19 protein-coding genes are annotated in these 17,094 nt (G+C 68.6%); 8 read left to right on the forward strand and 11 right to left on the reverse strand.

What is annotated here, in order from left to right:
- Positions 1-354: 354 nt before the first annotated feature.
- The 5 genes from ACIQPR_RS17060 to ACIQPR_RS17080 all read right to left on the reverse strand — a co-directional run bounded on the left by ACIQPR_RS17060 (position 355) and on the right by ACIQPR_RS17080 (position 5,383).
- Positions 355-1,644 carry a citrate synthase gene (locus tag ACIQPR_RS17060; protein WP_403648435.1) on the reverse strand — a complete coding sequence of 430 codons (1,290 nt, stop codon included), beginning with the start codon at positions 1,642-1,644 and terminating at the stop codon, positions 355-357.
- Between the two features lie 199 nt (positions 1,645-1,843).
- On the reverse strand, positions 1,844-4,102 hold the full coding sequence (locus ACIQPR_RS17065; RefSeq protein ID WP_403648438.1) for an ATP-dependent RecD-like DNA helicase: 2,259 nt from the start codon (positions 4,100-4,102) through the stop codon (positions 1,844-1,846).
- Positions 4,103-4,131: 29 nt separating this feature from the next.
- A complete protein-coding gene (locus ACIQPR_RS17070; RefSeq protein WP_403648440.1) occupies positions 4,132-4,338 on the reverse strand; it encodes a DUF397 domain-containing protein in 207 nt (68 codons plus the stop codon).
- Entirely contained in the window at positions 4,335-4,523 is a 189-nt protein-coding gene (locus ACIQPR_RS17075; RefSeq protein ID WP_403648442.1) for a DUF397 domain-containing protein, read from the reverse strand. The genes ACIQPR_RS17070 and ACIQPR_RS17075 overlap by 4 nt, the downstream gene beginning before the upstream one ends.
- 8 nt (positions 4,524-4,531) lie before the next feature.
- Positions 4,532-5,383 carry a helix-turn-helix domain-containing protein gene (locus ACIQPR_RS17080; RefSeq protein WP_403648446.1) on the reverse strand — a complete coding sequence of 284 codons (852 nt, stop codon included), beginning with the start codon at positions 5,381-5,383 and terminating at the stop codon, positions 4,532-4,534.
- A gap of 240 nt (positions 5,384-5,623) precedes the next feature.
- Here ACIQPR_RS17080 and ACIQPR_RS17085 point away from each other — a divergent pair, with 240 nt between their 5' ends.
- Positions 5,624-6,037, forward strand: coding sequence for an ATP-binding protein (locus tag ACIQPR_RS17085; RefSeq protein WP_403648449.1), 414 nt, complete (start codon positions 5,624-5,626; stop codon positions 6,035-6,037).
- A gap of 18 nt (positions 6,038-6,055) precedes the next feature.
- On the opposite strand, the gene ACIQPR_RS17090 is transcribed toward ACIQPR_RS17085, so the two are convergent.
- The 6 genes from ACIQPR_RS17090 to ACIQPR_RS17115 all read right to left on the reverse strand — a co-directional run bounded on the left by ACIQPR_RS17090 (position 6,056) and on the right by ACIQPR_RS17115 (position 9,158).
- A complete protein-coding gene (locus ACIQPR_RS17090; protein ID WP_403648451.1) occupies positions 6,056-6,523 on the reverse strand; it encodes a hypothetical protein in 468 nt (155 codons plus the stop codon).
- Between the two features lie 63 nt (positions 6,524-6,586).
- Positions 6,587-6,811 carry a DUF397 domain-containing protein gene (locus ACIQPR_RS17095; protein WP_403648454.1) on the reverse strand — a complete coding sequence of 75 codons (225 nt, stop codon included), beginning with the start codon at positions 6,809-6,811 and terminating at the stop codon, positions 6,587-6,589.
- A 100-nt stretch (positions 6,812-6,911) separates the two neighbouring features.
- A complete protein-coding gene (locus ACIQPR_RS17100) occupies positions 6,912-7,136 on the reverse strand; it encodes a hypothetical protein (protein WP_403648456.1) in 225 nt (74 codons plus the stop codon).
- 390 nt (positions 7,137-7,526) lie between these two features.
- Positions 7,527-8,375 (reverse strand): helix-turn-helix domain-containing protein, encoded by an 849-nt coding sequence (locus ACIQPR_RS17105; protein ID WP_403648459.1) that lies wholly within the window; start codon positions 8,373-8,375, stop codon positions 7,527-7,529.
- Positions 8,376-8,392: 17 nt separating this feature from the next.
- Positions 8,393-8,911 (reverse strand): DUF6879 family protein, encoded by a 519-nt coding sequence (locus ACIQPR_RS17110; protein ID WP_403648462.1) that lies wholly within the window; start codon positions 8,909-8,911, stop codon positions 8,393-8,395.
- Positions 8,892-9,158 (reverse strand): hypothetical protein, encoded by a 267-nt coding sequence (locus tag ACIQPR_RS17115; protein ID WP_403648464.1) that lies wholly within the window; start codon positions 9,156-9,158, stop codon positions 8,892-8,894. Before ACIQPR_RS17115 ends, ACIQPR_RS17110 begins: the two co-directional genes overlap by 20 nt.
- Before the next feature lie 294 nt (positions 9,159-9,452).
- Between ACIQPR_RS17115 and ACIQPR_RS17120 the strand changes: the two genes are divergently transcribed.
- The 7 genes from ACIQPR_RS17120 to ACIQPR_RS17150 all read left to right on the forward strand — a co-directional run bounded on the left by ACIQPR_RS17120 (position 9,453) and on the right by ACIQPR_RS17150 (position 17,037).
- Positions 9,453-10,394: a 4Fe-4S domain-containing protein gene (locus ACIQPR_RS17120; RefSeq protein ID WP_403648467.1), complete on the forward strand. Its 942-nt coding sequence runs from the start codon at positions 9,453-9,455 to the stop codon at positions 10,392-10,394.
- Between the two features lie 160 nt (positions 10,395-10,554).
- Positions 10,555-11,571, forward strand: a complete 1,017-nt coding sequence (locus tag ACIQPR_RS17125; RefSeq protein ID WP_403648470.1) for a LacI family DNA-binding transcriptional regulator — start codon at positions 10,555-10,557, stop codon at positions 11,569-11,571.
- 8 nt (positions 11,572-11,579) lie between these two features.
- On the forward strand, positions 11,580-13,118 hold the full coding sequence (locus tag ACIQPR_RS17130) for a sugar ABC transporter ATP-binding protein (RefSeq protein ID WP_403649334.1): 1,539 nt from the start codon (positions 11,580-11,582) through the stop codon (positions 13,116-13,118).
- Positions 13,108-15,072: a substrate-binding domain-containing protein gene (locus ACIQPR_RS17135; RefSeq protein WP_403648473.1), complete on the forward strand. Its 1,965-nt coding sequence runs from the start codon at positions 13,108-13,110 to the stop codon at positions 15,070-15,072. The genes ACIQPR_RS17130 and ACIQPR_RS17135 overlap by 11 nt, the downstream gene beginning before the upstream one ends.
- Before the next feature lie 47 nt (positions 15,073-15,119).
- Positions 15,120-16,022 carry a ribokinase gene (locus tag ACIQPR_RS17140; RefSeq protein ID WP_403648476.1) on the forward strand — a complete coding sequence of 301 codons (903 nt, stop codon included), beginning with the start codon at positions 15,120-15,122 and terminating at the stop codon, positions 16,020-16,022.
- Positions 16,019-16,408: a D-ribose pyranase gene (gene rbsD, locus ACIQPR_RS17145; RefSeq protein WP_403648479.1), complete on the forward strand. Its 390-nt coding sequence runs from the start codon at positions 16,019-16,021 to the stop codon at positions 16,406-16,408. The genes ACIQPR_RS17140 and rbsD overlap by 4 nt, the downstream gene beginning before the upstream one ends.
- 251 nt (positions 16,409-16,659) lie before the next feature.
- Positions 16,660-17,037: a DUF937 domain-containing protein gene (locus tag ACIQPR_RS17150; protein WP_403648482.1), complete on the forward strand. Its 378-nt coding sequence runs from the start codon at positions 16,660-16,662 to the stop codon at positions 17,035-17,037.
- Positions 17,038-17,094: the final 57 nt, after the last annotated feature.

Raw genomic sequence — 17,094 nt, forward strand, 5'->3', positions numbered from 1 at the left:
AGTAGTACGAGCGGTTTTGCTCGTTCTGCTCAGTTCGACGAGGCTCAGTTTCATCGAGCTTCGGCACGACAGCGATTCAGGCGCTGGTTTCTCACAGGCGCCCGGCCGGATCCCGTGGGGGGAATCCGCACCGGGACATGGGAAGGCGCCCTGTACGCCGGCCCGTGGGGGGACCGTCGGCAGGGCGCCTTCTTCCCGTACTTTTTTTGAGACGCGCCCCTTCGGCTCACTCGCCGCTCGGCGGGAGGGAGTCAAAGGGGCGCCGTTTTGGTGTCGTCGTGGGGCACGACCAGCCCCCGCCGGGCCGCGGTGAACGAACCACCACGCACCCGGCGGAGCCGGATCGGTCGGTGCTCAGCGGCCCTCGACCGGGACGAAGTCCCGCTCGACGACGCCGGTGTAGATCTGCCGCGGACGCCCGATACGGGATCCGGGCTCCTTGATCATCTCGTGCCACTGGGCGATCCAGCCCGGCAGCCGGCCCAGGGCGAACAGGACCGTGAACATCTCGGTCGGGAAGCCCATGGCCCGGTAGATCAGGCCGGTGTAGAAGTCGACGTTCGGGTAGAGGCTGCGCGAGACGAAGTAGTCGTCGGAGAGCGCGTGCTCCTCCAGCTTGAGCGCGATGTCCAGCAGCTCGTCGGACTTGCCGAGGGCCGAGAGGACGTCGTGCGCGGCGGCCTTGATGATCTTCGCGCGCGGGTCGAAGTTCTTGTAGACCCGGTGGCCGAAGCCCATCAGACGGACGCCGTCCTCCTTGTTCTTCACCTTGCGGATGAAGGAGTCGACATCGCCGCCGGAGGCCTGGATGCCCTCCAGCATCTCCAGCACGGACTGGTTGGCGCCGCCGTGCAGCGGGCCCCACAGCGCGTTGATGCCGGCCGAGATCGAGGCGAACATGTTGGCCTGCGAGGAGCCGACCAGACGGACCGTGGAGGTCGAACAGTTCTGCTCGTGGTCCGCGTGCAGGATGAGCAGCTTGTCGAGCGCGGAGACGACGACCGGGTCGAGGTCGTACTCCTGGGCGGGGACCGAGAAGGTCATGCGCAGGAAGTTCTCGACGTAGCCGAGGTCGTTGCGCGGGTAGACGAACGGGTGGCCGATCGACTTCTTGTACGCGTACGCCGCGATCGTCGGAAGCTTCGCGAGCAGCCGGATCGTGGAGAGGTTGCGCTGCTTCTCGTCGAACGGGTTGTGGCTGTCCTGGTAGAAGGTGGACAGCGCGGAGACGACCGACGACAGCATCGCCATCGGGTGGGCGTCGCGCGGGAAGCCCTTGTAGAAGTTCTTGACGTCCTCGTGCAGCAGGGTGTGCTGCGTGATGTCGTTCTTGAACACGGTGAGCTCGTCGACGGTCGGCAGCTCGCCGTTGATCAGCAGATAGGCGACCTCCACGAACGTGGAACGCTCGGCCAGCTGCTCGATCGGGTAGCCGCGGTACCGGAGGATGCCCTGCTCACCGTCGAGGTAGGTGATGGCGGATTTATAGGCGGCGGTGTTCCCATAACCGCTGTCCAGCGTCACCAGACCGGTCTGAGCACGGAGCTTCCCGATGTCGAAGCCCTTGTCGCCGACGGTGCTGTCGATCACCGGGTAGGTGTACTCGCCGTCGCCGAACCGCAGTACTACAGAGTTGTCGCTCACGTCATCCCTCACCGACGTTGTGCCTCTTCTTCGAGGTTGCCCTGACTGTCTCTACCATCCCCCATTTGGCGCAGGAGAGTGCACTCGGGGTCGACCATTGGGCCTATTGGCGGCACTCAGTGCCGTCAACCTCCTCATCCTGCCCCCTCCACCCCGAGATCTGGAAGTGCTGTGTGACCTTCACGACTCATTTGATCGATCATTTTTTTCCGGTCAGTCTGAAGTCCAGTGCCGTGCAGCGCCGCCCCGCCGACACGGTCCGCACCGCCTGACCGATCGCCTTGCGCGACCCGACCAGCACAACCAGCTGTTTGGCCCGGGTCACGGCCGTATACAGCAGGTTCCGCTGGAGCATGGTCCACGCGCTCGTGGTGACCGGGATCACCACGGCCGGATACTCGCTGCCCTGCGACCGGTGGATCGTCACCGCATACGCGTGCGCCAACTCGTCCAGTTCATCGAATTCGTACGGAACCTCCTCGTCCTCGTCCGTCAGCACGGTGAGGCGCTGGTCCACCGGGTCGAGTGAGGTGACGACGCCGACCGTGCCGTTGAAGACGCCGTTGGCGCCCTTCTCGTAGTTGTTGCGGATCTGGGTGACCTTGTCGCCGACCCGGAAGACCCGCCCGCCGAACCGCTTCTCGGCGAGGTCGGGGCGGCCGGGCGTGATGGCCTGCTGAAGCAGCCCGTTGAGATTGCCCGCGCCCGCCGGTCCCCGGTGCACGGGTGCGAGCACCTGCACGTCCCGGCGCGGGTCGAGCCCGAACCTGGCCGGAATGCGGCGCGCCACCACGTCCACGGTGAGCCGGCCGACCTCCTCCGTGTCGTCCTCGACGAAGAGGAAGAAGTCCTTCATGCCGTCGGTGACGGGATGCTGCCCGGAGTTGATCCGGTGCGCGTTCGTCACCACACCGGACTGCTGGGCCTGCCGGAACACGCGCGTGAGGCGTACGGCCGGGATCGGCCCGCCCTCGGCCAGCAGGTCCCGCAGCACCTCACCGGCGCCGACGCTCGGAAGCTGGTCGACGTCTCCGACGAACAGGAGATGGGCCCCCGGAGGCACGGCCTTGACCAGCTTGTTGGCGAGGAGCAGATCGAGCATGGAGGCCTCGTCCACGACCACGAGATCGGCGTCCAGGGGCCGCTCCTTGTCGTAGGCCGCGTCGCCGCCGGGCTTGAGCTCCAGCAGCCGGTGGACGGTCGAGGCGTCGGCACCGGTGAGTTCGGCGAGTCGCTTGGCGGCGCGGCCGGTCGGGGCGGCGAGCACGACCTTGGCCTTCTTGGCGCGGGCCAGTTCGACGATCGAGCGCACGGTGAAGGACTTTCCACAGCCGGGTCCGCCGGTCAGTACGGCGACCTTCTTGGTCAACGCGAGCCGGACGGCGGCCTCTTGCTCGGGCGCGAGTTCCACACCCGTACGCCCCTTGAGCCACCCCAACGCCTTCTCCCAGGCCACGTCATGGAAGCCGGGCATGCGGTCCGCCTCCGCGTGGAGCAGCCGGCGGAGCTGGGCGGCGAGGGAGAGTTCGGCCCGGTGGAACGGGACGAGGTAGACGGCGGTGACGGATTCGGAGTCCCCGTCCGGCCCGGGAACCTTCTCCCGTACGACACCGGGGTCGCCCGACTCCTCGTCCGGCAGGGCGAGTTCGGCGAGGCACTCGATGACGAGCCCGGTGTCGACCTGGAGCAGCTTCACCGCGTCGGCGATGAGCCGCTCCTCGGGGAGATAGCAGTTGCCCTGGTCGGTGGCCTGCGAGAGGGCGTACTGCAACCCCGCCTTGACCCGCTCCGGACTGTCATGGGGAATCCCCACGGACTGGGCGATCTTGTCGGCGGTGAGGAAGCCGATGCCCCAGACGTCGGCGGCGAGCCGGTAGGGCTGGTTCTTCACGACGGAGATGGACGAGTCGCCGTACTTCTTGTAGATCCGCACGGCGATCGACGTCGACACCTCGACGGTCTGGAGGAAGAGCATGACCTCCTTGATCGCCTTCTGCTCCTCCCAGGCGTCGGCGATCTTCTTGGTCCGCTTGGGCCCGAGCCCCGGCACCTCGATGAGCCGCTTGGGCTCCTCCTCGATGATCTGGAGGGTGTCGACGCCGAAGTGCTGGGTGATGCGGTCGGCGAAGACGGGACCGATGCCCTTGACGAGGCCGGAGCCGAGGTAGCGGCGGATGCCCTGCACGGTGGCGGGGAGGACGGTCGTGTAGTTCTCCACGGTGAACTGCTTGCCGTACTGCGGGTGGGACCCCCAACGCCCCTCCATACGAAGAGATTCCCCGGCTTGAGCACCGAGGAGCGCGCCTACGACGGTGAGGAGGTCACCGGCCCCTCTGCCCGTGTCGACGCGGGCGACCGTGTAGCCGTTGTCCTCGTTGGCGTACGTGATCCGCTCCAGGACACCTTCGAGGACGGCGAGGTGTCGTTCGCCCGGAGAGTTCACCGCCTGCTGAGCCATGGTCCGAAGGTACTGGTGCGGACTGACAGTCAGCGGAGGGCAGCGGATTTCAGGGCTTGGAGGAAGGAGGCAAAGGCGGGGGCGGGGAAGGTGAGGGTGGCCCGGGTGGGGGCTTTTGAGTCGCGGACGGCTGTGTGGCTGGGGGTGGCGGCTATCTCCACGCAGTTGTTGCCGTCGCCGCCGCCGGAGTAGGACGACTTCCGCCAAGCGGAACGGGCGTCCAGGGGGTGCTTCACAGCTCTTTGACCAACCTGTTGATGAAGGCGGTGAAGACCTCAGCGGGGAAGGTGAGTGTCGCGTGGGTCGGGATCTTGGAATCCCTGAGGACTATGCGCGGATGACGATGGGCGATCTCCACACAGGCGTTACCGTCGCCACTGCCCGAGTAGGACGACTTCCGCCAGTTGTCAGGTGTGATCACCGGGCACCTCACAGCTCCTTGGCCAGCCTATGGATGAGGTCACGCGAACGCTCAGGCTCCAGTGACGCCGCCTCCACTCTACGGAAGAGCGTTCGGAACACACCGAGTTGGGCTTCGGAGTCGATGAAGACGCTGCCGTGAGGACCGTCGCGTACCACGGTGTCCAGCCTTGGAACAGCGCCTCCGGCGTACACCATCGCGGCCGTGACGTCGGCGAACTCGTCCAGTTCGAAGGGGATTACGCGTACGGTGACGTGATCGGCTTCGGAGAGTTCCAGGATGCCGGCGAGTTGAGCACGCGAGACGGCACGGCCGCCGACGCGGATCCGCAGCGCTGCCTCGTGGACGAGCACTTCATACGGAACGCGTCGCGCCGACCCGATGACGACTCGCCGCTGCATCCGATGACGGACACGCAACTCCAGCTCGCTCTCGGGAAGTTGTGGAACTCGGCGGGAGAAGAGCGCTCGCGCGTAGTCCTCCGTCTGGAGAAGACCGGGGACATGCAGGAAGTCCACGTCCCAGCGGTATGTGGCGTGGTGCTCCAGTTCGGAAAGGTCCAGGAACGACGTAGGCAGAAGGCCCCGGTACTCCTCCCACCAGCCGCGCGTCCGATCGGTGGCCATAGCACCCAGCGCGTCGATGAACTCGCTGTCTGCGCAGGCGTAATGGGATGCCAAACGACGCAATCGATCCTCGCTCACCCCAGAGAGGCCGGACTCGATGTGGCTGACCTGGACGTGGCTCACCCCCAGTAGCGCTGCCGCTCCCTTCGCGGTGAGACCTGCCGCATCGCGGAGTCTGCGCAATTCGACAGCCAGTCGCAATTGACGTGCCGTCGGTTCGCGTCTTGTCGTCATCGACCCCGCTCCTTGGTGCAACGCGCCAGTGGGCGCTACCCGTTCAGGGGGCAGATTACGCGATCGGCTTGCGGAACCGAAAATGTAACCCCTACCGTCGGTGATGCGACGCACACCCTGCGGAAACGCCGGGACACCGGAAGCGCACCACTCCGTCCTGCCATGACGGTTGTGGCACTGCCACCGCCCGCGACATCCCGCAGCCCTCCGAAATCCCCACTGCCGAACCGGAGTTGACGCATGCCCGAAACCCCACCCGCACCCTGGGAGTACTGCCTCCACATCCCGAACGACTTGCGTGCCGTCACCGTCAGTCGCCGCACTCTCCGTCTGATCCTCACCATGCACGGCCTGATCCGCCTCGCCGACACCGCCGAACTTCTCGCGACGGAGCTGGTCGCCAACGCCGTACGGCATACCGAGGGGCCTGCCGCGCTACGGGTGGGCTGGACGGCGGGTGTGCTGCGGCTCGGGGCCTGGGACGCCGATCCCGAACCGCCGGAGCCACCAGGGCCGTTGGAGGAACTCGGCGACTCGGAGGACGGCCGCGGCCTCGTTCTGGTCCGGGCCTGCGCCGATCAGTGGGGTTGGCAGCCACTCTCCCGGAACGGCCGGCGAGGGAAGCTCGTCTGGTGCGAACTCGGCGCGGCCTGAGGTGATGTCCGGGCCGGACTACCGCACAGGGCAGGCCAGTTCGGGCTTCGAACGGTTCGGGGAGCACGTCACCAGGGCCAGGGACAGATACGAGGGGCGTTCGAGGTAGAACCCGAGCGATACATCAGCGCCCGACTCCAGGCGCTCGGCAGCGGAGTTCACCAGCCGGGCCAGGTGGGTAGTGTCGCGTTGTGCTTCGGCCAGGAACCGGGGCGCGTACTCGGCCAGTTGCTCCCCCAGCCATGACGCCGCCTCCTTTCCCTCCCCCCACGTGCCACGGACCAACGAACGCGGCTTGACGAGCCAGTACGCCGTTTCCAGCGGAGGCAGGTCCGACCTGGGGAAGTCCGCCGTCACTTCTCGGTACCGCTGAATCAGTTCCGGCCTGGCCCCGGCAGGTGGTGGCTCAGGATGCGGAGGCCGTCGTAGCGCTTCCTGGTCGAAGCGGTCTTTCGGGCCGGTCCACAGATAGCCATGGTGGTGCACCAGTAGGTCCCGTTTCGAGAAGTGCCGGCCGGGCCGGACCCGGCCCGGCCGGCAGGGAGCGGATCAGACGTTCAGGCCGAACCTCGCCGGGTTGATGCCGGCCGCGTCCAACTCCTCCGTGGTGAACCGCAACGGCTCCCCGTCCGGCCGCTTGCTGTCGCCCAACGCCCAGGCGTCCGCACCGATCCGCGCCAGGGTCACGCACCCCTCGGTGCAGGGGCCACCGCACGCCTTCACGAACGAAGCACCATCGATGTCGTACGCGTACAGGTCAGTTCCGTTCTGCATCGCTGCACCTACCTTCCTGCTGAGCTGATCGCGGCCATGGCTGACCGCCGCCGCCCGCAGAGGGCGGGAGTTCAGGGGTTCCGCTGGTCTGACCGGCTCTCTACTCGGCGCGGACGACCATGGCGAACGACGTCCGGATACGCCGGAAGCCCGCGTGCCCGGAACGGCCCGTGTGGCTCATGCACTCCACGTCGACGGGTGCCGGGTCATCGGCAGGAGTGGCTTTCCAGCCGCAGTTGAGACACTCGGCTTCGAATGTCACGTCCGTGTCGGGGTGCTCAGTGACTGTGTGCAGCACGTAGCGCATGACCGCTCTGGCGCTCACAGCCCACCCCTCCGGCTCCGCGCGTTGGCTGCGGCGACTCTGTCGCTCAGTCCCTCTGGCGGGCTGCTCAACGTGGGCTTGTAGTCAGGGCACTTCGGGCATCCACACTCACAGCGAGGCCAGTTCAAGGCCGAACGAGGGGCCAGGTCGGCGCCCTCGGGACCAGGGTCGCGCTTCTGCATCATGAGCACGCCGTCGACACCGAATGCCTCGGAGAGATGGCAGAGCAACCGTCGAGCCTCGCTGCCGCCCAGGTGTTCAGCCGATTCGGCGTCGTGTGGCTTGCCGTCACTCACCATGGCCTGTCCTCTCCAGTGACTTCACGCTGTCAAGGACGCTAGAGAGGGCTGGAGTTGTGGAGCCACGGAGTTGCACGGGATTGCACGGAAGTCACCCGAGTGAGTGCATGGCCGCCAGTATCAGGGCGCGGGCGCCCGCACCGTAGACGGCCAGACCGGCCAACTCGGCAAACGTATCGGCGTACATGGAAACCTCGCTGGGCTGGGAAATCGTGAGGTAGCCGGAGACCAACTCGACGTTGACCTGCGCCGTGTCGTAGATCCAGAACCCTTCGACCGGCCAACGTTCCCGATCCGGTCGCATGGGCACAACTCCCAAGCTGACGTTGGGAAGTGAGGCGATCGAGATCAGGTGGCCAAGCTGTCCGGACATGACCTCGGCACCGCCGATGCCGGACCGGATGACGGACTCCTCGACGAGGAACGCGAACCGCCGGTCACCTTCGTACAAGACCCGCTGTCGCTCCATGCGCACGGCCACCGCTTCGGCGACGTCGTCCACCAAGCCGCGCCGGCGCTGAACGGCCTGCAGGGCCGCTGTCGTGTACGGCTGTGTCTGGATCATGCCGGGCACAAGCCATGAGGAGTAGGAACGAAAGCGGCGCGTCCGCTGGTAGAGCGGTAGTCGTGCCTCCTGCGCCTGCTTGAGTCCGGTCCGCTCCATGCGTCGCCAGCCGACCCACATTCCTTCAGCCGTCCGAAGCATGGCAACAAGATCTTCGGCTTGGCCGTCGGCCTCACAAGCCCGACACCATGCCCGAATGTCATCAGTGGACGGGGGTGTCCGCCCGTTCATGATGCGAGAGGACTTGGAAGGGCTCCACTCGCAACGTGCGGCGATGTCACGCCCGGTCAGCCCGGCATCCCGGCACAGCTCCCCGAGTCGATCCGCGAGAGCCTGCCGGGCCTGCTGGGCGCTGGAAGATGCAGAAACAGTCATCGTGCGTGTTCGTCAGTTCAGTTCGGTCTGTACTCCGCGTGGGGGATCGCCCGTTCCCACGCCGCTTCGTAGGCCGTGGCGTACTGCTTGGCGAGTGCCGGATCGTGACACACCTCCATACGCGGCCCGGTCCACTGCCCGTCACCGTTGAAGTGGTGCAGGATCAAGGTCTGTTCGTCCATGACCCAGCCGTCCAGCGCGGGCAACAGCAGCTCACGAGCGCTGGAGCGCGGAAGCCAGCGCACGTCCTCCCCCGCCGCGACATTCGTGAACGTGCCGTCGTACTCGTACCGCACGTAGTCGCTCAGCGGCTCGGAGACAATGCGGAGCCGTCGCATGGCCACCCCACGGCCCGTCGTCTCGACCACGACGTCAAGCCACGACCGCCACCACGACGCGCGGTCGATCGGGTCGTATCTGTGGCCTTGCTGCCAGCGAATGAACTCGGGGTCGTCCCGCATGTAGCTGTCCCGCATCTCAAGGTGCATCGCTGAGCGCTGCGCCTTCGCGAGGGCTTCACGTACCGCTGTTGCCACCGTTGACCTCACTGTCCGGGCGGGGGATGAACTGGAGCATGTTGGCGGGCAGCCGGATCACGGTCTCATGCTCCGGAACGTCCGTTGAGTGGCCCGGAACCGAGCCAATCTCCTGCGCCTGGCGGATGGTCTCCTCGTCCGCCTTCCATGACTGGATGATCAGGTCTCCGGTCGTGTCTTCGAGCCAGATCGTGGGCGAGCCGTCGTCCGGGGTGTTGGGCCAGATCCCGAGGAACCGCAGAGCCATTGGGCACTCCTCCAGCGAGTGGATTGCACCAGCGTGCACCAGCCTCACGCTTCCGGCTGAATCAGCGCAAGAGCGCAATCCCCCACCAGATCCGTGCGAGGGCCCTGTCGAGTAACGCCGGACCAACTCCGCCACACACGCGTCCCGTTCATGACGGCCGGTCCCAACTCCCCCTCCCTGGAAAGCCCTGAAGCCCCGAACCGAAGACAAAACCCCAAGAGAGCAGCGCCACCCCAAAGACACCACCCCCGGCCCCCCTTCCACTTCCCGCCCCCACCGGGATACCCCTGAACCATGACCGAGCCCACCGAAGCCGAACCCCCCGTACACCACTGGCACATCGACAGTCGCTGCACCAACTGCGACGCCGCACGGCAGCTCGCCCCCGGTCTGGTCGGTGAGGCCCAGGGGCGCTCCGTACTGCTGCGGCAGCCGCAAGACCCGTACGAGACAGCGCAGTTGTACGCCGCCGCGTACGCCTGTCCGACCCGGTCCGTCCGGCCGCCGGGCGGACGGCTGGGCGAGCTACCGGGCAGGCGACCGGACGGGCGTCCGGACGAGCGACGCGACCCCTTCCCGATGGCGCTGGACGACACCGGCACCGTCCTCCTGTGCGGGCACAACTCCCGGCACACCGCCGGTGCCAACTCCTATCTCCTGCGCCGCCCGGACGGCACCACGATGATGGTGGACACCCCGCGCTGGAGCCCCGCCCTGGCGGACCGTCACGAGGCGTTCGGCCCGGTCACCGACGTGCTGCTCACCCATCGCGACCACGCCGCCCACGGCCGCCGGTACGCCGACCGGTTCGGCGCCCGGCTCTGGATCCACGAGGGGGACCTCGACGCGGCTCCGGACGCCGACCGGGTGCTGCGCGGCGACGGGCCGGCCGAGGTCGGCGCGGGCGTGCTCGCCGTCCCCTTCCCCGGGCACACCCGGGGCAGCGTGCTGTACGTCGCCGACGAGCAGTACTGCTTCACCGGCGACAGCTTCTACTGGTCCCGTACGACGGCGGACATCGAGGTGGTCGACAGCGTCACCTGGTACTCGATCCGGGAGCTGGCCGCCTCCCTGGCCCGGACCGCCGACCGGCTCCGCTTCGAGTGGGTGCTGCCGGGCCACGGCGACCGGCACCGCTTTCCCCACGACGAGATGTCCCACCGGCTGCGGGCACTCGCGGCCAGGACCGAGCGGCTCCGGCCCCGTCCGGTGGACTTCACCGCGGTGCGCTGGTGAGAACCGGTTCCTGACCCCACTTCCGCCTTGCCTCCTCCCGCCCCTCACCCCACCCCCCTACATCACAATCCGGTCTCGCCCCCTTGTTAACTCCCGTGTAATCGATTCCAATCCTCCGTACACGTCGATGTAATCGATTCCACGAGGAGGTGGAACGGCGATGGCGAGTATCAAGGACGTCGCCGCCGAGGCCGGGGTCTCCGTGGCCACGGTGTCGCGGGTGCTGAACGACCATCCGTCGGTCAGTGACGACGCGCGCACCCGCGTGCTGGCCGCCGTGGCGGCGCTGGGCTATCGGCCGAACGCCGTCGCCCGGTCGCTGCGCACCGATCAGACCCGCACCCTCGGCCTGGTCATCAGTGACGTGCTGAACCCGTACTTCACCGAACTCGCCCGTTCCGTGGAGGAAGAGGCGCGGGCCCTCGGGTACAGCGTGATCATCGGGAACGCCGACGAGCGGCCCGAGTTGCAGGACCACCACGTACGGACCCTGCTGGACCGTCGTATCGACGGACTGCTCGTCTCCCCCACCGACGGCGGCTCCCCCGGAATGCTGGACGCCGCGCGGGCCGGGACGCCCATGGTGTTCGTGGACCGGTGGATCCCTGGGCTGGACGTGCCCGTCGTGCGGGCCGACGGACGGGCCGCGATCCGGGACCTCGTCGCGCATCTGCACGGGCTGGGGCATCGCAGGCTCGCCATCATCGCGGGCCCGGCCGCCACGACCACCGGCAGTGAGCGCGTCGCCGCCTTCCGGGACGCGCTCGCCGAGTACGACATCCCCCTCCCCGACGCCTACATCGGGCAGGGCGACTTCCAGGCCGAGAGCGGACGGCGGGTGACGGAGGGCTTCCTCGATCTGGCCGAGCCGCCCGAGGTCGTCTTCGCCGCCGACAACCTGATGGCGCTCGGCGCCCTGGACGCCGTACGCGCACGCGGACTGCGGGTTCCCGAGGACCTCGCGCTGGCCGCGTTCGACGACATCCGGTGGTTCGTGCACACCGATCCGCCGATCACCGCCATCGCCCAGCCGACCCCCGAACTGGGGCGGGCCGCCGTGCGCGCCCTGGTCGACCGGATCGAGGGGCGGGTGCCGGAGTCCGTCACCCTTCCCGCCCGGCTCGTCGTGCGCCGCTCGTGCGGTGAGCCTCCCGTACCGAAAAGGAGCCGATCGTGAGCGACAGCGTGAGCGACGCGGACGAACTGCTGCGCATCGAGGGCATCCGCAAGACCTTCCCCGGCGTCGTCGCGCTGGACGGCGTCGACTTCGATCTGCGCCGGGGCGAGGTCCATGTGCTGCTCGGCGAGAACGGCGCCGGCAAGAGCACCCTCATCAAGATGCTCTCCGGTGCCTACCGTCCCGACGGCGGTCGCATCCTGGCCGGTGGCGAGGAGGTGCGCATCCACAACGCGCAGGACTCCGCGCGGCTCGGGATCGCCACCATCTACCAGGAGTTCAACCTCGTCCCCGATCTGACGGTCGCCGAGAACATCTTTCTGGGCCGGCAGCCGCGTCGGCTCGGGATGATCGACCGGAAGCGGATGGAGGCCGAGGCCGCCGTGCTGCTGGAGCGCGTCGGCGTGAAGGTGTCGCCGCGCGCCCGGGTGCGTGAACTCGGCATCGCCCGGCTCCAGATGGTCGAGATCGCCAAGGCGCTCAGCCTCGACGCGCGGGTGCTGATCATGGACGAGCCGACCGCCGTCCTCACCTCCGAGGAGGTCGAGAAGCTCTTCGCCATCGTGCGGCAACTGCGTGCCGACGGGGTCGGGGTCGTCTTCATCACCCATCACCTGGAGGAGATCGCCGCCCTCGGCGACCGTGTCACGGTCATCCGGGACGGCAAGTCCGTCGGACAGGTCCCCGCCTCCACCCCCGAGGACGAACTCGTACGGCTCATGGTCGGACGCTCCATCGAGCAGCAGTATCCGCGTGAACGGGCCGACGCCGGGGCCGCGTTGCTCTCCGTCGAGGGGCTCACCCGGGACGGTGTCTTCCACGACATCGGCTTCGAGGTGCGGGCCGGCGAGGTCGTCGGGATCGCGGGGCTCGTGGGGGCGGGCCGTACCGAAGTCGTACGGGCCGTCTTCGGGGCGGACCCGTACGACCGCGGGACCGTGAAGGTGGGCGGCTCCGCGCTGCGCCCGCACGACGTCAACGCGGCGATGAGGGCCGGGATCGGGCTCGTGCCCGAGGACCGCAAGGGGCAGGGGCTCGTCCTCGACCAGTCGGTGGCGGAGAACCTCGGGCTCGTCACCATGCGGGCCGCGACCCACGGCGGGCTCGTCGACCTCAAGGGGCAGCGTGCCGCCGCCGCGCGTATCGCCGAGCAGTTGGGCGTGCGGATGGCCGGACTCGGGCAGCAGGTACGGACGTTGTCCGGCGGCAACCAGCAGAAGGTCGTCATCGGCAAGTGGCTGCTGGCCGACACCAAGGTGCTGATCCTCGACGAGCCGACGCGTGGCATCGATGTCGGCGCCAAGGTCGAGATCTACCAACTCATCAACGAACTCACGGCCGTCGGCGCCGCCGTACTCATGATCTCCAGTGATCTGCCCGAGGTCCTCGGCATGAGCGACCGGGTGCTCGTCATGGCCCAGGGGCGCATCGCGGGCGAACTCTCCGCCGAACAGGCCACGCAGGACTCCGTGATGGCGCTCGCCGTCAGCACACCCGGCACATCAATCCAGGCAACTACCGCTGTGGAGGGCCACGATGGCCACTGACACGCTCAAGAACACGACGGGCGCGACTGGCTCGACCGGCGCCTCGGGCATCCGCCGACTGCTGCTGGACAACGGGGCGTTGACCGCGCTCATCGTCCTCGTCATCGCCATGTCGGCGCTCTCCGGCGACTTCCTCACCACCGACAACCTCCTCAACGTCGGTGTCCAGGCGGCCGTCACCGCGATCCTCGCCTTCGGTGTCACCTTCGTGATCGTCTCGGCGGGCATCGACCTGTCGGTCGGTTCGGTGGCCGCCCTGTCCGCCACCGTGCTGGCGTGGAGCGCCACCCAGCACGGCGTCCCGGTGTTCCTCGCCGTGATCCTCGCGATCGGCACCGGCATCGCGGCCGGTCTCGTCAACGGTTTCCTCATCGCCTACGGCAAACTCCCGCCGTTCATCGCGACGTTGGCGATGCTGTCGGTGGCGCGCGGGCTGTCGCTGGTGATCTCGCAGGGCTCGCCGATCGCCTTCCCCGACTCGGTCTCGCACCTCGGTGACACGCTCGGCGGCTGGCTGCCGGTGCCGGTCCTGGTGATGATCGTGATGGGGCTGATCGCCGCCTTCGTGCTCGGGCGGACGTACATCGGGCGGTCCATGTACGCGATCGGCGGCAACGAAGAGGCCGCGCGGCTCTCGGGGTTGCGGGTGTCGAGGCAGAAGCTGGCGATCTACGCGCTGTCCGGTGTCTTCGCCGCCGCCGCGGGCATCGTCCTCGCCTCCCGGCTCTCCTCGGCGCAGCCGCAGGCCGCCGACGGCTACGAACTGGACGCCATCGCCGCGGTCGTCATCGGCGGTGCCTCGCTGGCCGGTGGCACGGGCAAGGCGTCCGGCACGCTCATCGGCGCGCTGATCCTCGCGGTGCTGCGCAACGGCCTCAACCTCCTTTCCGTGTCGGCCTTCTGGCAGCAGGTCGTGATCGGTGTCGTCATCGCGCTGGCCGTCCTGCTGGACACCGTGCGGCGCAAGGCGGGCGCGACTCCCGTCTCCGGCGGGGGTGTCGGCAGCGGTGGCGGCAGGGGCAGGCAGGCGACGACCTACGCGCTCGCGGCCGTCGTCACCGTCGCGATCGTCGGCGCGACCTCCTTCCTGCACAACGGCTCCGGCAGCGGCGACAAGCCCAAGGTCGGGCTCTCCCTCTCCACGCTCAACAACCCGTTCTTCGTGCAGATCCGGGCCGGGGCGCAGGCCGAGGCGAAGAGGCTGGGCCTCGACCTGACCGTCACCGACGCGCAGAACGACGCCTCCCAGCAGGCCAACCAGCTCCAGAACTTCACCAGTTCGAACTACGGCGCGATCATCGTCAACCCGGTGGACTCGGACGCGGCGGGCAACTCCGTGAAGGCCGCCGACAAGGCGAAGATCCCGGTGATCGCGGTCGACCGGGGCGTCAACAAGGCGGCCGTGGACACCCTCGTCGCCTCCGACAACATCGCGGGCGGTGAACTCGCCGCCAAGACCGTCGCGGAGAAGCTGGGCGGCAGCGGCAAGATCGTCATCCTCCAGGGGCAGGCGGGCACTTCGGCGGCGCGCGAGCGGGCCGAGGGCTTCGCCAAGGGGCTCAAGGCCTATCCCGGCATCCAGGTCCTGGCCCAGCAGCCCGCCGACTTCGACCGCACCAAGGGCCTCGACGTGATGTCGAACCTCCTCCAGGCCCACCCGGACGTCCAGGGCGTCATCGCGGCCAACGACGAGATGGCCCTCGGCGCCATCAAGGCGCTCGGTTCCAAGGCGGGCAGGTCGGTGTCGGTCGTAGGCTTCGACGGCACGCCCGACGGGCTGACCGCCGTCAAGCAGGGCACCCTGTACGCGTCCGTGGCACAGCAGCCGAGCCAGTTGGGCAGAATCGCCGTGGACAACGCGCTGCGCGCGGCTCAGGGCAAGAAGGTGGAGACGACGGTGAAGGTGCCCGTGAAGGTGGTCACCAAGGAGAACGTGGCCGGTTTCACCGGCTGACAGCGGACCGGCCACCACGCCAAGTCACCACTGTGGGGAGTCATTTCATGTACGACTACGACCTGCTGGTCGTCGGATCGGCCAACGCCGACCTCGTGATCGACGTCGAGCGGCGGCCGGGCGCCGGCGAGACGGTCCTCGGTTCCGACCTGGCCGTCCACCCCGGCGGCAAGGGCGCCAACCAGGCGGTCGCCGCCGCCCGGCTCGGGGCCCGTACGGTCCTGCTGGCCCGGGTCGGCGACGACGCGTACGGCCGGATGCTGCTCGACTCACAGCGGGCCGCCGGGGTCGACACGGTGGGTGTGCTGGTGGGCGGGGCGCCGACCGGGGTCGCGCTGATCACGGTGGACCCGTCCGGCGACAACAGCATCGTGGTGTCGCCGGGGGCCAACGGGAAGCTGTTCCCGGTCGACATCCAGGCCGCCGCCTGTCTCTTCCACGCCTCCCGGGTGGTGTCCGTACAGCTGGAGATCCCGCTGGAGACGGTCGTGGAGGTCGTACGGAATCTGGCGCCGGACAGCCGGTTCGTGCTGAACCCGTCGCCGCCCCGGCCGCTCCCTTCCGAAGTGCTGGCCGCGTGCGACCCGTTGATCGTCAACGAGCACGAGGCGAAGGTGATCCTCGGGGACGCGTGCGTGAGCGAGCGACCCGAGGACTGGGCGCGGATCCTGCTGGCGAAGGGGCCGCGTTCGGTGGTCGTGACGCTGGGCGCGGAAGGCGCGCTGGTGGCCTCGCGGGAGGGGGTCGTGCGGGTGCCGGCCGTGAAGGTGGACGCCGTGGACACGACGGGCGCGGGCGACGCGTTCACCGCGGCGCTGGCCTGGAAGCTGGGCACGGGCTCCGGCCCGGCGGAGGCGGCGGCGTACGCGGCGCGGGTCGGCGCGGCGGCCGTGACCCGCAAGGGCGCCCAGGACTCCTTCCCGACGGCGGACGAGGTCGCGGCACTGTGAAGAGGGCAGGGATCCTCAACCGTCATCTCTCGGGCGCGCTGGCCGAGTTGGGGCACGGGGACGGGGTGCTGGTGTGCGACGCCGGGATGCCGATCCCGGCCGGTCCCCGGGTGGTGGACCTGGCGTTCCGGGCCGGGGTGCCGTCGTTCGCGGAGGTGCTGGACGGGCTGCTGGCCGAGCTGGTGGTGGAGGGCGCGACGGCGGCCCGCGAGATCCGCGGCGCCAACCGCGCGGCCACCGCGCTCCTCGACGCCCGCTTCCCCGAGCTGGACCTCGTCCCGCACGAGCGGCTCAAGGAGCTGTCGGCGGGCGCGCGGCTGATCGTACGGACGGGCGAGGCACGGCCGTACGCGAACGTGCTGCTGCGGTGCGGGGTGTTCTTCTAGACAGGCCGCAGGGGTTCCAGACAGGCCGCAGGGGCCGCTTCACGGCCCCGGACACATTCGAGGGGGCCCGGTCCGTCGACCAAGCCCCCTCGGCTATTCCCCTCCAATATCGGGACTCCTCAAGATCCCCCCAGATCCCCCTCCAAGAGTCCCGATGCCAAGTAGGACCCACGGACTGCGGGAAGGGTTGTACGCCGTCCTGAGATTTTTTCGACGTGCCGACGAACCGGGGCGGACGTAGCGTTTCAGGCATGAGCGAAGACTCTGCCACGACCTTCCAGGGCGCCGTCCTCGACGAGCTGGGCGGCGACAAGGTCAAGGAGATCGCGGGCCTGCTGGGCACCGACGAGGCGGGCGCGCGGGAAGTCGTCGGTACGACGGCCTCGGCACTGTCCGGCGAGGCGGCGGCGGTGGAGGCGCCCGCGGAGGCTCCCCTCCAGGGCGTGGCCACGCTGGGCGGTTTCGCGGCCGGCGGGCTCATGGCCGGGGTCCTGGCCAAGGCCGCCAGACCGGTCGCGAACGCGGTCGCCAAGAAGACGGGCCTGCCACCGGCGACCGTCACCCGGGTCGTCGAGATGCTGATCCCGGCGGTGCTGGCGGTGCTGACGAAGCGGGCGGCGAAGAAGTAGGGCGGACGGGTACGGCATACTCCTGACCTCCTGCCCCACCCCGGATCGGACGGGGTG

Origin of the sequence: Streptomyces sp. NPDC091280, from assembly GCF_044768565.1 — a bacterium.
GTDB lineage: Bacteria > Actinomycetota > Actinomycetes > Streptomycetales > Streptomycetaceae > Streptomyces.

What these genes read in the sequence shown, in the direction of transcription:
- ACIQPR_RS17095 (WP_403648454.1), bottom strand. Translation starts at nt 6,811, where the DNA reads ATGCAGAACGGAACTGACCTGTACGCGTACGACATCGATGGTGCTTCG.
- ACIQPR_RS17105 (WP_403648459.1), bottom strand. Translation starts at nt 8,375, where the DNA reads ATGACTGTTTCTGCATCTTCCAGCGCCCAGCAGGCCCGGCAGGCTCTC.
- ACIQPR_RS17080 (WP_403648446.1), bottom strand. Translation starts at nt 5,383, where the DNA reads ATGACGACAAGACGCGAACCGACGGCACGTCAATTGCGACTGGCTGTC.
- ACIQPR_RS17120 (WP_403648467.1), top strand. Translation starts at nt 9,453, where the DNA reads ATGACCGAGCCCACCGAAGCCGAACCCCCCGTACACCACTGGCACATC.
- ACIQPR_RS17125 (WP_403648470.1), top strand. Translation starts at nt 10,555, where the DNA reads ATGGCGAGTATCAAGGACGTCGCCGCCGAGGCCGGGGTCTCCGTGGCC.
- ACIQPR_RS17135 (WP_403648473.1), top strand. Translation starts at nt 13,108, where the DNA reads ATGGCCACTGACACGCTCAAGAACACGACGGGCGCGACTGGCTCGACC.
- ACIQPR_RS17150 (WP_403648482.1), top strand. Translation starts at nt 16,660, where the DNA reads ATGAGCGAAGACTCTGCCACGACCTTCCAGGGCGCCGTCCTCGACGAG.
- ACIQPR_RS17065 (WP_403648438.1), bottom strand. Translation starts at nt 4,102, where the DNA reads ATGGCTCAGCAGGCGGTGAACTCTCCGGGCGAACGACACCTCGCCGTC.
- ACIQPR_RS17140 (WP_403648476.1), top strand. Translation starts at nt 15,120, where the DNA reads ATGTACGACTACGACCTGCTGGTCGTCGGATCGGCCAACGCCGACCTC.
- ACIQPR_RS17085 (WP_403648449.1), top strand. Translation starts at nt 5,624, where the DNA reads ATGCCCGAAACCCCACCCGCACCCTGGGAGTACTGCCTCCACATCCCG.
- ACIQPR_RS17115 (WP_403648464.1), bottom strand. Translation starts at nt 9,158, where the DNA reads ATGGCTCTGCGGTTCCTCGGGATCTGGCCCAACACCCCGGACGACGGC.